The 16,295-nt window shown below is 41.0% G+C and carries 13 protein-coding genes; 12 read left to right on the top strand and 1 reads right to left on the bottom strand.

The annotated features are described in order from the left end of the window. Positions 1–104: 104 nt before the first annotated feature. From RI561_RS11475 to RI561_RS11460, 4 genes are all read left to right on the top strand, one after another. Positions 105–1,325 carry a DUF4856 domain-containing protein gene (locus RI561_RS11475; protein WP_395080384.1) on the top strand — a complete coding sequence of 407 codons (1,221 nt, stop codon included), beginning with the start codon at positions 105–107 and terminating at the stop codon, positions 1,323–1,325. 69 nt (positions 1,326–1,394) lie between these two features. Next, positions 1,395–2,504: an imelysin family protein gene (locus RI561_RS11470; RefSeq protein WP_395080383.1), complete on the top strand. Its 1,110-nt coding sequence runs from the start codon at positions 1,395–1,397 to the stop codon at positions 2,502–2,504. 159 nt (positions 2,505–2,663) lie between these two features. Continuing rightward, positions 2,664–4,034 (top strand): HTTM domain-containing protein, encoded by a 1,371-nt coding sequence (locus RI561_RS11465; protein WP_395080382.1) that lies wholly within the window; start codon positions 2,664–2,666, stop codon positions 4,032–4,034. Then, positions 4,012–6,495, top strand: a complete 2,484-nt coding sequence (locus RI561_RS11460) for a TonB-dependent receptor domain-containing protein (RefSeq protein WP_395080381.1) — start codon at positions 4,012–4,014, stop codon at positions 6,493–6,495. Before RI561_RS11465 ends, RI561_RS11460 begins: the two co-directional genes overlap by 23 nt. 1 nt (position 6,496) lies before the next feature. On the opposite strand, the gene RI561_RS11455 is transcribed toward RI561_RS11460, so the two are convergent. Beyond that, positions 6,497–7,036: a transposase gene (locus tag RI561_RS11455; RefSeq protein ID WP_395080380.1), complete on the bottom strand. Its 540-nt coding sequence runs from the start codon at positions 7,034–7,036 to the stop codon at positions 6,497–6,499. Positions 7,037–7,151: 115 nt separating this feature from the next. Between RI561_RS11455 and RI561_RS11450 the strand changes: the two genes are divergently transcribed. The 8 genes from RI561_RS11450 to RI561_RS11415 all read left to right on the top strand — a co-directional run bounded on the left by RI561_RS11450 (position 7,152) and on the right by RI561_RS11415 (position 16,099). Next, complete coding sequence (locus tag RI561_RS11450) at positions 7,152–8,240, top strand: hypothetical protein (RefSeq protein ID WP_395080379.1); 1,089 nt, start codon at positions 7,152–7,154, stop codon at positions 8,238–8,240. A gap of 106 nt (positions 8,241–8,346) precedes the next feature. Then, entirely contained in the window at positions 8,347–8,640 is a 294-nt protein-coding gene (locus RI561_RS11445) for a hypothetical protein (protein ID WP_395080378.1), read from the top strand. 178 nt (positions 8,641–8,818) lie between these two features. Beyond that, a complete protein-coding gene (locus tag RI561_RS11440; RefSeq protein ID WP_395080377.1) occupies positions 8,819–9,712 on the top strand; it encodes an ABC transporter ATP-binding protein in 894 nt (297 codons plus the stop codon). Between the two features lie 17 nt (positions 9,713–9,729). After that, the gene (locus RI561_RS11435; protein WP_395080376.1) at positions 9,730–13,392 is read left to right on the top strand and encodes an ABC transporter permease/M1 family aminopeptidase; all 3,663 of its coding nucleotides are present in this window, start codon (positions 9,730–9,732) and stop codon (positions 13,390–13,392) included. A gap of 259 nt (positions 13,393–13,651) precedes the next feature. Then, the gene (locus tag RI561_RS11430; protein ID WP_395080375.1) at positions 13,652–13,903 is read left to right on the top strand and encodes a hypothetical protein; all 252 of its coding nucleotides are present in this window, start codon (positions 13,652–13,654) and stop codon (positions 13,901–13,903) included. A gap of 91 nt (positions 13,904–13,994) precedes the next feature. Beyond that, positions 13,995–15,320 carry an ATP-dependent endonuclease gene (locus tag RI561_RS11425; protein WP_395080374.1) on the top strand — a complete coding sequence of 442 codons (1,326 nt, stop codon included), beginning with the start codon at positions 13,995–13,997 and terminating at the stop codon, positions 15,318–15,320. Between the two features lie 213 nt (positions 15,321–15,533). Next, entirely contained in the window at positions 15,534–15,818 is a 285-nt protein-coding gene (locus RI561_RS11420; protein ID WP_395080373.1) for a type II toxin-antitoxin system Phd/YefM family antitoxin, read from the top strand. Then, positions 15,809–16,099: a type II toxin-antitoxin system RelE/ParE family toxin gene (locus tag RI561_RS11415; protein ID WP_395080372.1), complete on the top strand. Its 291-nt coding sequence runs from the start codon at positions 15,809–15,811 to the stop codon at positions 16,097–16,099. Before RI561_RS11420 ends, RI561_RS11415 begins: the two co-directional genes overlap by 10 nt. Positions 16,100–16,295 lie beyond the last annotated feature (196 nt).

Below are 16,295 nucleotides of genomic sequence, written 5' to 3'. Positions count from 1 at the left end.
TTAATTTAGATTTATTCCAAATAAGCTTTGATTCCATTTAAAAACCTCTTTAACTTAGAATCGTTCTAAATAAAATCACAACCCAAATTTATTCATTTCTCAAAATGAGGCTTACAAAAATATTATTACTCCCTCTCTTAACACTTGCCCTAATATCTTGCGATAATGGCAATGACGACAACACCGAAATTGATGCGCCGGCTACATACGAGTTTACTCGCAATGGTGAATCAACTGTTTCATTTACAGGTCAAACCACCCGCATCCAAATGGCTTCTGAATTAATTTCAGCTATGATGGATTTTGACAATTCTACAGAAGAATTACTCTTGGAAATGTATCGCAACGAAACAGCCAGTGGTGGCGATGCAAATCCATTTGAAAACCCAGCGCTAAACGAAGCCACTAAAAATATTAAAGGTAAAGTGGCTGCATCAACCTATTATTTTTCCTCGAACACCCAGCTTAGTGCGGAAATTAAAAACCAGTTTGAAGCATGGATAAGTGCTCAAATAGACGAGGTATTTCCGAATGAAAATACCTTGGCAGAATCAGGTCAACCCGGACAAATTGCTGACGGATCTTCAACCCGCTATGTAAATGCTAAAGGATTCGAATACAATCAATTAGTAGGCAAGAGCCTGATTGGAGCTCTAATGGCAGACCAAATGCTGAATAACTACCTAAGTACTACTGTATTGGATGCCGGAACTAATCGCGAAGACAACAATAACGGCACCCTGGCTGAAGGTTCTAATTACACCAATATGGAACATAAATGGGACGAAGCCTATGGCTACCTGTTTGGCACAGCAACTGATTTGGCAAACCCAATGCCTACTCTTGGTCAGGATGATGACTTCCTGAACAAATATCTTGGAAGAGTAGATGGCGATGATGACTTTGCCGGTATCGCCCAGGAAACTTTTGATGCATTTAAGCTTGGCAGAGCTGCTATCGAAGCCGGAGCTTACGATGTAAGGGACGAACAAGCTCAGATAATTCGCGAGAACATCTCAATTGTAATAGCAGTAAGAGCAGTCTATTATTTGGAATCTGGTAAAAATGGATTAGAGGAGTCTTCACCTGATTATGGGGCGGTATTCCACGATCTTTCAGAGGCTTATGGTTTCTTATATAGCCTTCAATTCACGCGTGTCCCAGGCTCAGACAGTCCTTACCTCTCCACTGAAGAGATTAATGGAATGTTAGCCCAATTGGAGGCCGGTAATGGTCTTTGGGATATTGAGCCAAGTGTTTTAGGTGAAATGTCTGAAACGATTGCAGCTCAATTTGAATTCACCATAGAGCAAGCTGCTAATTAAATTACATTCTCATTTTAAGGCTGGCAGCAGAATCTTTTCCCAGCTTTTTTGCTTTAAACTTTATTCATCATGAAGAAATTTGTCGTTTTAATTGTAACCGTTTTTATTGTTTGGAGCTGTACTGATAATGGGCCTTCAGGTCCCAGCCCGGATGATTTTGACCGCGAAGCCATCCTGGTAAACTGGGCTGATAATATCATTATTCCCGCATTTACTCATTTTTCAGAAACCACGGCTCAACTTCATACTTCAGCACAAAACTTTTCCGCTGAACATACTCAGCAAAACCTTGACGTGCTTCGCGATTCATGGAAAAGTGCTTACCTCGCATACCAACATGTTTCAATGTTTGAAATGGGCGAAGCCATGCAGCTTCGCTATCGTGACAACCTGAACATCTATCCTACAGATACATCCGAGATTGAGGATAATATTGCTGAAGGAAACTATAACCTTGAACTACCTTCACTTAATAATAGTCAGGGTTTTCCGGCCTTAGATTATCTCCTATATGGTTTAGGAGAAAATGATTCTGAAATTATGGCCAACTACACTTCCAACTCCGGTGCTGAAAATTACCGAACGTATCTTACCGACCTGACTCAGCGAATAGATGACCTCACAACTCAAGTTTTGGAAAGCTGGACCTCCGGCTATCGGGACGAATTCGTGAGCAATTCCGGTAATGGTTCCAATTCTTCACTGGATATGATGGTGAACGATTACATCTACTATTACGAAAAACATCTGCGCGCCGGTAAAATTGGTATTCCTGCAGGAGTTTTTTCCGGAACGCCCTTAAGCAGCCACGTGGAAGCTTATTACAGCCAGGGATTTTCGAAAGCACTTTTCAACCAAGCCCTGACAGCCAGTATCAATTTCTTTAACGGAACACATTTTGAAGCTGAAGTAGACGGACAAAGTCTGGATGATTACCTTGATTATTTAAATACGATGAAGGACGGTGCCGATCTGACTTCCTTGATTAACAATCAGTTTCAAGAAGCGCGAACCGAAGCCGAAAACTTAAATGCTGATTTTGCCGCCCAGGTTGAAAACGACAATAGCCAGATGCTTTCTACCTACGATGAACTGCAACGAAATGTAGTTTACATGAAAGTAGATATGCTTCAGGCCCTCAACATTAACGTAGATTATGTGGATGCAGACGGTGATTAAAGCTGTACCGTATTAAATAAGTGAATGTTTAATAGGTATTTAAATAATATTTTAACAAACAGTTATTGGTTAAAGGTTGATTGGTTATTGGCACTTAGTAAAAATGACATCGGTAACCAATTAACGATTCACAATTCAACCAATAATCAAACATAAGACGTGAAGTTTATTTCCATTCGGACATATTTTTCCGGTACCAGGAATGCTGCTCCATTAGCTGTTTTCCGAATTCTATTCGGAATTCTGATGCTGTGGAGCATCGTTCGTTTTGCAGCCAACGGATGGATCTCTAAACTCTACATCGAACCGGAATTTTATTTTTCTTATTTGGGATTTGAATGGGTTCAGCCTTTGGGCGAATGGACCTATCTCATCTTTTTGATCTGTGGAATTGCATCTGTTTTTGTGGCCTTAGGTTTCAAGTACCGAATTTCCATAATCGTTTTTTTCCTCAGTTTCACTTACATCGAGCTGATGGATAAAACCACCTACCTAAATCACTATTACTTCATCAGCATCCTTAGTTTTCTGATGATTTTTCTCCCGGCTCACACTTACTATTCAGTGGATGCCTGGCGGAATGAAAAACTGTGTTCCCAGGAAGTTCCAAGGTGGACAATAGATTCCATCATGCTGCTCTTGGGAATTGTCTATTTCTATGCCGGACTCGCCAAATTAAATTCTGATTGGCTCTTCGAAGCCATGCCCTTGCAGATCTGGCTTCCTGCCAAATACTCTATTCCGCTGTTGGGAGACCTCCTTCAACAAACATGGACCCATTATGCTTTTGCCTGGGGCGGCGCCCTTTATGACTTATCTATCCCATTTCTTCTGCTCTACAAAAGAACTCGCGTTTTTGCCTTTTCAATGGTCGTCATATTTCATGTGCTCACCCGGGTTCTATTTCCCATCGGGATGTTTCCATACATCATGATTGCCAGTGCACTCATCTTTTTTGATGCAGGACTTCACCACAAGATCCTCAATAAACTTTCAGAATGGCTGAAAATCTCCAAATCTGTTTTTGATAGCGGAAAAATCTACCAATTCCCAAAAACCTGGCTTCGAAAAGCGTCCATCGGCATTGTCACCGTTTTCTTCATACTTCAACTTTTAATCCCCTTTCGATACCTGCTGTATCCAGGAGAACTATTCTGGACTGAAGAAGGCTACCGGTTTTCCTGGCGGGTGATGCTAATGGAAAAAGCCGGGTATGCCAATTTCAAAGTGGTGAATCCGGATACCGGTCAGCGTTTTTATGTAGATAACGATGAATTCCTGACCGAATATCAGGAAAAACAGATGTCATTTCAGCCGGATTTCATTTTGGAATATGCCCACCACCTTGAGGATCACTATCAGCAGCAAGGCATCGAAGATCCTGAGATCTATGTGGAAAGTTATGTGGCACTGAATGGACGACAAAGTCAGCCTTATGTAAATCCGGATGTTGACCTCACAGTAATCAAACCTTCACTCCAACACAAAAAATGGTTACTTCCTTTCAATGATGAAATTAAAGGCCTTTAGTTTTTTACTTTTCTTGGGATGGTGTTTTTCAGCTCAGGCCCAACATCAGATTTCCGGTTACGTGATTGATGTGGAAACAAATGAACCCATCGAGCAAGTAGAAATTTATGATAATGAAGCTGGCAAATCATACCGCACCAATGAAGAAGGGTATTTCAAGATACCTAATCTGACTTACGGGACGTACTTTCTCTATTTCTACAAATTAGGATATGAAGTTGAGCAACGTCCTATTGTGTTGGATACTAAAAACTCCGATATCTACATTAAGCTCCGAAAACTGTCTCGGGAAATGTCAGAAGTGGCTATCACGGAAAAGCGAGCTCAGGTTTTTGCGATGGAACGGCTTCGAGAGGTTGAGGGAACTTCGATATATGCAGGTAAAAAAAACGAAGTTATTGACCTCGATAATATGGTGGTTAATACTTCATCTAACAATGCCCGGCAGATTTACAGCCAAATTTCAGGTTTGAATATTTTTGAGTCAAATGATGCCGGATTGCAGCTCAATATCGGAGGGCGTGGCTTAGATCCCAATCGTTCTTCTAATTTTAACATTCGCCAAAACAATTACGATATCAGTGCAGATGTACTTGGCTATCCTGAAAGCTACTACACCCCTCCCGCTGAAGGTATTGATGAAATTCAGGTGATTCGCGGAGCTGCTTCCCTGCAATATGGAACCCAATTTGGAGGGCTCGTCAACTTTAAAATGAAGAAGCCGGCTCGGGACCGTAATTTCGAGTTTATAACCCGACAATCAGCGGGATCGCATGCACTTTTCACTTCTTTCAACCGCATCAGCGGAACTACCGGAAAAGTCGGTTATTACGGATATTTTAATTACAAAAATGGAGATGGATTTCGGCCCAACTCCAACTTCGATTCTCAAAATGCATATCTCTATACTGACTATAAATTCAGTGAAAACACCACGCTCAGTGCCGATTTCACCTATTTATACTACCTCGCCCAACAGCCCGGCGGGCTTACTGATGCCCAATTCTATCGCGATCCAAGCGTTAGCAATAGAACCCGAAATTGGTTTGAAGTGGACTGGAAACTGGCCTCGCTGAAACTGGAGCATGTGTTTTCTTCCAGGACACGAATAAGCGTGTTGGCCTACGGTTTAGATGCCTCCCGAAAATCAGTTGGATTCCGCACCAACCGTGTTTCTCAGGAAGATGACATGGATGCACCTCGCGACCTCATCCTCGGAGATTTCAACAATTGGGGAGCTGAAATCCGCTTTTTAAATCGATATAAAATCGGGGAAATGAATTCCGTTTTTCTGATCGGCTCCAAATATTATCAATCGAATAATGAGTCGGTGCAAGGGCCGGGGACAGCGAGTGTAAAAGCCGATTTCTCCTTAGCCGATCAACAATTCCCCAATTATCCCAACCAGTCTGACTTTACCTTTCCCAATCGAAATGTGGCTCTTTTCGGGGAGAATATTTTTTACCTGAAAAACAATCTCTCTATTACCCCTGGTTTCCGGTTAGAATACATCAACACCCAAAGTGAAGGGACTTTCAAACGCGTAAATTTTGATCTTGCCGGGAATCCAATCCAAAATGAAGTTTTTGAAGACAACCGGAAATTTGAACGAAGTTTTTTCCTGCTGGGAGCCGGCATCAGCTACCTTCTCAATTCCGGAACAGAGTTTTATGGCAATTTCTCACAAAATTATAGATCGGTCACTTTTAATGACATCCGAATTGTAAATCCCACCTTTCAGGTAGATCCCAATATTACTGATGAAAGTGGCTTCACGACTGATTTTGGTGTTCGGGGACAAATTGGTGAATCGGTCTCGTATGATATTGGTGGTTTTGGGTTGATGTACGACAATCGCATTGGTGAAGTACTGCGAGCTGAAACAAGAGTAAATGCTGAAGGCATCCCCGAAGAAACAGGCCGTGTGGTTCGGTTTCGCGGAAATATAGGGCAAGCCTTTATGTATGGAATGGAGAGCCTAGTAGAGCTAAATCTGCTGCCACTGTTCGGCAATGAATCTCCTGATCTGAAATTCAGTGTTTTTGCCAATACCGCCATCACCCAATCCGAATACCTAAACTCCGATATCCCCGGAGTTGAAGGCAATGAAGTGGAGTTCGTCCCTTTCCTGAATTTGAAAACAGGACTTAATTTTGGTTTCAAGAATTTGCTGGGCAGCTTGCAATACACTTATGTCTCAGAACAATTCACCGATGCCTCTAATGCTGAACAAAATCCCTTTGATAATCAAAGCGGTATTCGAGGCGAGATCCCGGCTTATGACGTGCTGGACTTCTCGGCCTCCTATTCATGGAAAAGCCTAACCCTGGAAACAGGGATCAATAATGTGCTGAATAATTGGTATTTCACCCGTCGGGCTACAGGGTATCCGGGACCAGGCATTATTCCCTCCCCTCCCAGAACTTATTACCTGACCCTGGAATTCAAGATTGGGAATTGATCTAAAATTGTGAGTCTGATTCCCAGTCTTCAGGATTCATTTTAATGTATCTCCGAATGTTATTTAATGCCCGGTAATTTCGGATGATGTGATCATGAAATCGGGATTGCCATTCAAAATCATAATTTTTTTGATTGCACCATCGGGTATGAGCCGATTTGTATGACCGGATGATGGTGGATAATGATCCGGGTTTGGGTGATATGATCGACATTCTGTCATTGATATTGATATCCTGTAGGCATGTTGCATGCAACATGCCTACAGGATGGGACCCATTTTCATCCGGTAAAATTTGAATAATCCCATGGACATGATTCGGCATCACAACAAATTCATCCAATTTCACATTATCGAAATGGTTAGGGATCTCATTCCAAAAATACCATGCTGCACATCCCTGTTCAGATAATCCCATGATACCATCCCGAATTTCTCCAAAATAATGACAGCGATCTTTGGTACAGATCGTCACAAAATAAAACCATGGAATGCGATAATCCCACCCATCTAATCGAATCGATTTACTCCAATATTCCATCTATATATATTTTTTCTCATTTATAAGTAAGAGCCATTTCAAAGCCAATCCTTACAAATTTTTTTCCTTATCTTTGCCATGAATTTTTTAATCCATTTACCCTCTACTCATTCTCATGAAATACCTTGCTGTACCTCTGATATTCTTACTAACTATTTCCTGTAACTCTAACTCTGATAAAAACACCTACAATCCCGAAGCTGACACCCTCAAATACGAGCAGGAAGTTCACCTTCAAAATGTACGTCAACTTACCTTTGGGGGAGACAATGCCGAGGCCTACTGGAGCTATGACAGCGAGAAACTCATCTTTCAATCCAACAATCCGGAGTGGGGCTTGGAGTGTGATCAGATCTTCACCATGGATATTTCTGAAAAAGAGCCGGGCTTTGAGCCACCGATGATTAGTACCGGAAATGGTCGTACCACCTGCGCCTATTTCTTACCCGGAGATTCAACTTTCGTGTACTCTTCAACCCATGAAGCCGGCACGGAGTGTCCAACTCCTCCCGAACGTGGTACCGGCGGAGCCTACGTATGGCCCATCTACGATACATACGATATTTATAAAGCCGATATGGATGGCAACATCATCGCAAAACTGACCGATGAGTCAGGCTATGACGCTGAACCAACCGTTTCTCCCCAAGGTGATAAAATCGTTTTCACTTCCGATCGCAGCGGAGACCTTGAATTATATATTATGGATACCGACGGCTCTAATGTGATTCAGGTGACAGATGAACTTGGGTACGACGGCGGTGCTTTCTTTTCTCCAGATGGGCAGCAACTGATTTTCCGTGCATCCCGACCTGAAACCGAAGAAGAGATCGACAAATACAAAAATCTGCTTTCACAGGGATTGGTTGAGCCGACCAATATGGAGCTGTTTATTGTAAATGTGGATGGAACCGGTCTTCGACAAATCACTGATCTGGGCAACGCCAACTGGGCTCCCTATTTTCACCCCTCCGGAGAAAAAATAGTATTTGCCTCCAATCATCAGTCTCAACGTGGATTTCCTTTCAATATCTTCATGATAAATGTGGATGGAACCGGATTAGAGCAGATCACTTTTGATAATCAGTTTGATTCCTTCCCCATGTTTTCTCCCGATGGCAAAAAGATCGTTTTTTCATCAAATCGAAATAATGGCAGCGACCGATCCACCAATGTTTTTGTAGCTGACTGGGTTGAAAATTGATTCATTCTCGCAGATAAAACTACTATTAATCCTGCACGTGATTGAACACTCAGCCTCTAAAGCTTGTTATAGGGATAAGTAAGTTGAATCAAAACAGTTTAGTACAATGGGACTTATAGAAAAGAATGACCTTCAATTAGATTACAACTGGAGCACAACACCAGGCGAGACCCCAATCGATAGAGATGAAATTGGCGGTGTCTCTTTTGACAGTCAAAATGGACAAGACGTCTTATCCCTTCTCAATGACTACGCCGAAAAAAATGACCTTGACCGAAAAGAGGATGTTCTGGAAGCTGAAGACTTAATCCGGAATGACCTGCCAAAAGATCTAAATACAGATGAAGATGTCATGGATTGGTTATGGTCAAAACTGGGGAATATGCAAAAGACGGTGTAGATCAACAGTAAGGTAAATCCAAGTCCAATTAGATTTTACACCGGACTAATTTTGAATTTCTATTATCTATGGTTGATGGTCTGCTTTCCGAATCAATCATAGATAATTTTTTTTCACAACAATCTATGTGATTATTACTTATACTCATCCCTGTTAAACCATCACAAATGACAGGGATATGAAACTTACGCTTTCCAATTTATCTAAAACGTACAAAAACGGGGTCAAAGCCCTTGATGATGTTTCCATCGAAATTGAGTCGGGCATGTTTGGGCTACTGGGGCCAAACGGAGCCGGAAAATCTACGCTCATGCGAACCATTGCCACGCTGCAAGCCCCCGATTCCGGTTCTGCAGATTTAGATGGCATAGATATTTTAAACGATAAGCAGAGCCTCCGAAAAGTGTTAGGCTACTTGCCTCAACAGTTTGGCGTTTATCCCAATATGTCTGCCGAAGCCCTCCTCCACTATTTTGCTCGCTTAAAGGGTATAGGTGACCGTGAACAGCGTAATGAAATTGTAAATACCGCCCTTGAAGTAACCAACCTATTCAACGTCAAAAACAAGAATGTGGCAGGGTATTCGGGAGGAATGAAACAGCGTTTTGGCATTGCACAGTTGCTATTGAACGACCCTAAACTCATCATTGTAGATGAACCCACAGCCGGACTTGATCCCTCTGAACGACATCGTTTCCTGAATGTGCTTCGTGAAATTGGAACCAACCACATTGTCATCTTTTCAACACACATTGTGGATGACGTAAAAGAACTGTGTACCGACCTCGCTATTATGAACGGCGGCCGGATTTTGAGCCATCACACTCCTAAAAAAGCTGTAGAAACTCTGAAAGGTAAAATTTGGGCGCTGACTATTGACCGCGATGAATTAGAAAAACATGAAGGGATGTACAATGTTATTTCTTCAAATTTCAATCAGGATAATACGCTGAATATACGCGTAATGAGTGAAACCCGGCCCGGAGATGAGTTTTCGGAAAAGGTACCTGAACTGGAGGACGTTTATTTCGTCACCCTCCAAAATGATGAAAAAGAACCTGCTAACGCTTAAGCCTGTCTATCCTGATTATGTTTTGGAATATTTTCACCTTCGAAATTCGGTACTGGCTGCGTAAGCCTTCATTCTACGTCTACTCCGGTATCATCTTTGCATTATCGCTGTTTATCATGGTCAGTGCTGCCGGTATTTTTGAGAGCCTGACGGTAAGCATGAGTACCATCACTATTGTGAATTCTGCAACGGCTATCAATGGCCTTTTAAATGAAATGGCAATTATTGTCTATTTCTTTCTTCCGGCAGTTGTGGGAGGAACCATTTATCGTGATTACAAGCACGAGATGCACTCTGTTCTATATTCCTATCCGTTTAAAAAATGGGAATATCTGTTGGCTAAATTTCTATCCGGTATCGTCATGATCACCCTGATTGTGATTGCTGCAGCCCTTGGACTACTCTTAGGATCTGTTTTCCCTGGCACGAATCCGGAACTGCTTGGTCCTTTTGAACTGATGAATTACGTTCAGCCTTTCTTCTACTATATAATTCCCAATATGATTTTCTTTGGGGCAATCGTATTTGGAATAGTAACCTTCACACGCAATATCAGTGTCGGTTTCATTGTAATCCTGGCTTTATTTCTATTGCAATCATTTACCCAGAGTTTGACTCAAGATCTGGATAACAAAATGTTAGCTGCTCTTTTAGACCCATTGGGCATGCAAGCCAATAGTTATTACACTGAATACTGGACTGTTTTTGAACAAAATAATAACCCATTACCTTGGGGGGAAGTGATTTTCTATAACCGACTCCTTTGGACCGGACTGGGTATTGCAATCTTTGGGTTGGTGTACAAAGTGTTTGATTTTCGTCAGCAGCCAATTTCATTCAATATTTTTGGTAAGAAAAAAGGGGAAGCCGTCACCAAAAAGAACTTTGGTAGCGTACTCACCATCTCCATGCCAAAGGTTGACTACGATTACACCTGGCTGCAAAACCTAAAAACAGCCTGGAGCCTTTCTACCACTGACTTCAAATATATTGTTCGCGGCTGGGCGTTTATCATAATTTCCCTGGTGGGTCTTTTAATTTCACTTAGTGTAATCTTGGTTGGCGGTGAAATCTATGGAACCGACACCCTACCCGTTACCTGGCAGATGCTGGAATTGCCCGGAACCTTTTTTAGCCTCTTCATCAACATACTGACCTTCCTTTATGCGGGAATGATATTACACAGAAGTCGATCCGACAAGATGGATCAGCTGATACATGTTACAGCTACCCCTAATTGGGTGATTCTCTTTTCAAAATTCCTGGCCTTGGTTAAAATGCAGATGGTATTGCTTGCCATCATTATGGTAACCGGAATCGGCGTTCAGCTTTATAATGGATTTTTTGATATTGAATTAGGCCTTTACCTAACCGATTTATACGGGATATCTCTGATCAATGTAGTTGTTTGGGGACTCCTTGCCCTGTTTATACATTCTTTTTTCAAGAATTTTTATATCGGGTTTATACTACTGCTGTTAATCTCTATTGGGATTAACTTCTTAGGGTCTGTTGGGATTGAACAGGATATTTTCAAATTCAACCAAGGGCCTGGCACAAGCTATTCCGATATGAATGGATATGGAAGCTCGCTTCCGGCATATTTTGTTTATAAAATCTATTGGCTGATGCTGGGTATTGTCCTTTTTGTACTTTCTATAACCTTATTTCGACGAGGAATGCCTGAGGGAATTAAGGAAAGGTTTCAAAATGCAAAGCAAGCCTTCAGTCCTACTTTAAAAGGAATTTTCAGCCTTAGCTTAATCATCTTTTTGAGTTTAGGCAGTTGGGTTTATTACACTCAAAATATTAAACACGAACGTCTTTCATCTAAGGAACAAGAACTGCGAGCAGCAAACTGGGAGAAGAATTACGGTAAATATAAGGATATACCCCAACCTCGAATTATTGCAACCAATATTAATTTAGATCTCTATCCTGAAACCCGAGATTTTGAGGTTGCAGGGAGTTATTTGCTCCAGAATAAAACCGGTTCAGTCATCGACTCTATACACATTGACCACAACAACTTTAACAGCTCTTTTGGGTTCGAACGCAACTTTGAGTTAGTCATGGAAGATGACTCCATGAACTACGATATCTACCGGCTCAACCAACCATTGATGCCCGGTGATTCTGTCTTATTCACTTTTGTGCTTTCCAATAAGCCGAATGAGATTCTTCGAAATAATTCTCCGGTTCGGGGCAACGGAACCTTCATTAACAACTCCCTTTTTCCGGGAATTGGGTACAGTGAATCAGGAGAGTTGAGCTCAGAAGAGGCCCGGGAACGGTATGACCTGCCTCCCAAAGATCGCATGCCGCCACCCACAGACAGTACGGCCCTGCAAAATAATTACATCTCGAATGATGCCGACTGGATTGAGTTTGAAACCACCATCTCCACTTCACCGGAACAAATTGCCATTGCTCCGGGTTACCTTCAGGATGAATGGGAAGAAAACGGACGGCGCTATTTCCACTACAAAATGGATAGCACCATTGTGAATTTTTACTCATTCATTTCTGCCGAATTTGCGGTCACCAAAGATACCTGGAACGATGTAGCCATTGAAATCTACCATCATCCAGACCACACCTATAACCTTGATTATATGAAGGAGGGCATTAAGAAGTCTCTCGATTATTACACCGAAAATTACAGCCCGTATCAGTTCAGGCAGCTGAGAATTATCGAGTTCCCAAGAACCGGAGGTAGCTTCGCCCAATCATTTGCCAACACGGTTCCGTACTCTGAAGCGGTAGGTTTTATAGCTGATGTGGATACGACTGCCGAAGATGCCGTAAACTACCCGTTCAGTATCACGGCCCATGAAGTGGCACATCAGTGGTGGGCTCATCAGGTCATTGGGGCAAATGTTCAAGGGGCCACGATGCTGTCCGAAAGTCTCTCTGAATACAGCGCCCTCAAAGTTCTTGAAAAAGAATACGGGGTCAATCAAATGCGCCGGTTCTTGAAAGATGCCTTAGATGGATATCTCATTGGAAGAACCGCAGAATTCAGAAGAGAACTCCCCCTGATTTATAATGAAAACCAGCAGTACATCCACTACGACAAAGGTTCACTCGTGTTCTACGCACTTAGCGACTACACCGGTGAAGACAACCTGAACCGAGCACTAAGCGATTTTGTAGCCGACAAAGGTTTTCAGCAACCTCCGTACACTACTTCTCTGGAAATGCTTGAGTACCTGAAAGCAGCTACGCCTGACTCCCTACAGTATCTGATTAAGGATATGTTTGAGACGATCACTTTATATGATAACCGCGTTGAAGAAGCGACTTACACTGAAATCGATTCCGGCACCTATGAAGTAGACCTTACTTTGCAAGCCTCCAAATACCGCTCCTCAGAAACCGGAGAGCGGGTCTTTACCAATGAAGCCGGCGATAGCCTGTATGTTGAAATTGAAGACCGCAGATTACCCATTAAATCACTTCCCCTCAATGACTGGATTGAAGTAGGTGTGTTTGGCATGGATGAAGAAGGCAACGAAACGGTTCTCTACCTCGAAAAACGAAAGTTTAGGGAGATTCTAAATGAATTCACTATTACGGTTGACGAAGAACCCGTCTCGGTGGGCATCGATCCTTACAACAAACTGATTGATACCATTTCGAATGATAATCGGAGACCGCCTTCTCGGGAAGATGAGTAGGTGAAAGTTGCCGCGTCACATATCTTAGAAGAAATTTGGATCGGGGTTCTTTATTCCTTCTTGCATAATTGGGTATAGATGCTATCTTATCAATTAACAAGATGATATTAAGCGGACAGCTTAGGCGAATGACTGTTCGGATAACATCCCAAAATTCACATTATGCGAATAAGAAGGTACAAGAAAGCGTGTAAAAGCGGTTTCGGCTCGTTCGCCCTAACAATACCTTCGTTCGGGTAATTTTTAATCATCTATTTTTATGATCAAGAAAATAATATTGAAATTCGGCAGATCCCAAGAAGAAGATGCCCTAAGTTTTAACCCTGGATCAATTACAGTATTCGTAGGGCCAAATAATTCTGGGAAAAGCTTAGCATTAAGAGAGATAGAAAATTATTCTAAATCAGGGCCTCAAGCTAATCGTATTACTATAGAAACAGTAGAGTATGATATTCCTGATAAAGATATAATTAGCACTTTAATAAAGAGAAAAAGTCAAAAACTCACCTGAAAATTTTTCACTATCAGAAAAAGAATATTTTGTTCCAGATTATGATCCAATAAATGAACGGGTACAAAACCGTCGTGTAAACTTAGAACAATTGAAAGATTTTTCTGAGCGAGAACCTCTTCATAAGTATTTTTTTCAAAACTTTATATCACTTTTTGTTATTAGACTGGATGGAAAAACCAGATTTAATTTAACCAATAATAGATCAAGTGGTGATTTACAAGGAGAACCCAAGAATCATCTTATGGCATTATTCAAAGATGATGAAGCCAGAAAGAAGATTCGTGAATATACTGCAGAAGCATTTGGTTTGCACTTTACAATCGCCCCTACATCAATGCAGCAGTTAAGAATTGGAATGTCAAAAAGACCGCCTGTTGACCATGAAGAAGAGCAATCATTAAGTGAAAGAGCCAGAAATTTTCATTCTAATTCTACTAAAATCTCAGAACTTAGTGATGGTGTTAAAGCATTTACTGGTTTGATATCAGTTTCATTAAGTTCAGATTACAAATTAATATTAGTTGATGAACCAGAAGCTTTTCTCCATCCACCTTTAGCTAAGAAATTGGGTAATATAATTACCTCCTTAGCATCTAAAAGAGGTGGAAATGTTTTTGCGGCAACACATTCTGCAGATTTTTTAATGGGTTGTGTACAATCTGGAAAAGATGTTAACATCGTCAGGCTTACATATAAAAATGAGATGGCTACAGCAAGAATTTTAAAGTCTAATCAGCTAGAAACTTTACTCCGAGACCCTTTATTAAGATCTTCGGGTGTACTTTCTTCCCTTTTTCACGATGGTGCAGTAGTTACAGAAACTGATACTGACAGAGCTTTCTATGAAGAAATTAATGAAAGGCTACTTTCATTTGAAGATACAGGAATTGGTGATTCAATATTCTTAAATGCCCAAAATAAACAAACAGTATGTCGAGTTATCGAACCATTAAGAGATATGGGTATACCAGCTGCTGCAATAGTGGATTTAGATATTTTTAAAGATAAAACAGCTTTTAAAAAGTTACTTAGTGCAGCAAAAGTACCTCAGAATCTTATCAATACTTGGGGCAGTTTAAGAGGACAAATTAAAAGGGCCTTTGAAGAAGTAAATTCTGACCCTAAAAATGATGGTCTCAAGAAACTCAAAGATCCTGAAACTGAGTCTGCTCAGAATTTAATTGATAATTTGAAAGAGTATGGCATATTCTTGGTTCCTGTAGGTGAATTAGAAATTTGGTTGAAAGAGTTAAATGTAAATGGAAAAGGTCCCTCATGGTTAATTAAAATTTTCGAGAAAATGGGTTCAGATCCAAGTGATTCAGATTATATCAAGCCTGGTGATGATGATGTATGGTTTTTTATCAGAGAGATTGGTTCATGGGTTGACAATCCTAATCGAAAAGGAGTGTAAAATTACCCTAAAAACGGTATCAATGCGGACTTTCCCTGTTTGCCGGCTCAAAATTTGTTGGCTAAAATAAATTTTGAGTTATAATTACATTACTTACTAAAAAAGGCCAAATCGATTAAACCGCAAGACCATTAGCCAATCTAATCCCCCATTGGTTCTCAAGGCACATTTCAGTATATTTTTAGTACTTTAAAAAACTTTAAATGTACCAATATGAATATTTCTATTGCCAGCGGTATCGAACCCCTCTCTGAGTTTAGAAAGAAATCGGCTGATTTTATAAAGCGCTTGAAGAAAGAAAAACAACCCATTGTACTTACCCAGCATGGAAAAAGTGCGGCGGTTTTAATGGATGTCTCAGAATATGAGCGGTTCACTAAAAAGATGGAAATGCTGGAAGATCTACTTGAAGCCAAACAACAGGTGGAACAAGGCAAAACCTATTCTATGGATGAAGCAAAAGAAAGAATTGAAAACCATCTTTCTAAATGGAAGTAATTTTAACGGATCGGTTTTTAACTCGGGTTGAGGAGTGTACAGATTATATTGCTTTAGATCATATTCCTACGGCTATCGAATGGGCCGAAGGTGTTTTTGAGCATTGTGAGCAACTCAGAACACAACCCGATAGTGGCAGAATGGTTCCGGAGTTTAACCGACCAGAGATAAAAGAACTAATTCATGGAAATTATCGCCTGGTGTACGAGCTAAAATCTAATCGGATAGACATGCTTACCATCTGGCATACAAGTCAAGTCTTGCCTAAAAAGCCCTATTAACGGTTGACTAACACACGTTTTACGAACTACCGACAAGTCTGTTGGGACAGGGTGCGATCGCACTTTTTTGTAGGAAATCAATTTTGCTACTTCAAACAAATGATAATCCCCGCGCCTTTTAAACGCTTGGTCTTTATGTTCTTCATTTACCTCCCCTCTCTTTTCGCTATAAAATTTATTTGAAAATGTTCGCATA

Origin of the sequence: Gracilimonas sp. (genome assembly GCF_031581265.1) — a bacterium.
In the GTDB taxonomy this organism is placed as follows: Bacteria; Bacteroidota; Rhodothermia; order Balneolales; family Balneolaceae; genus Gracilimonas.
The sequence above is the reverse complement of the archived record's forward strand: the minus strand, read 5'-3'. Positions and strand labels throughout refer to the sequence as shown.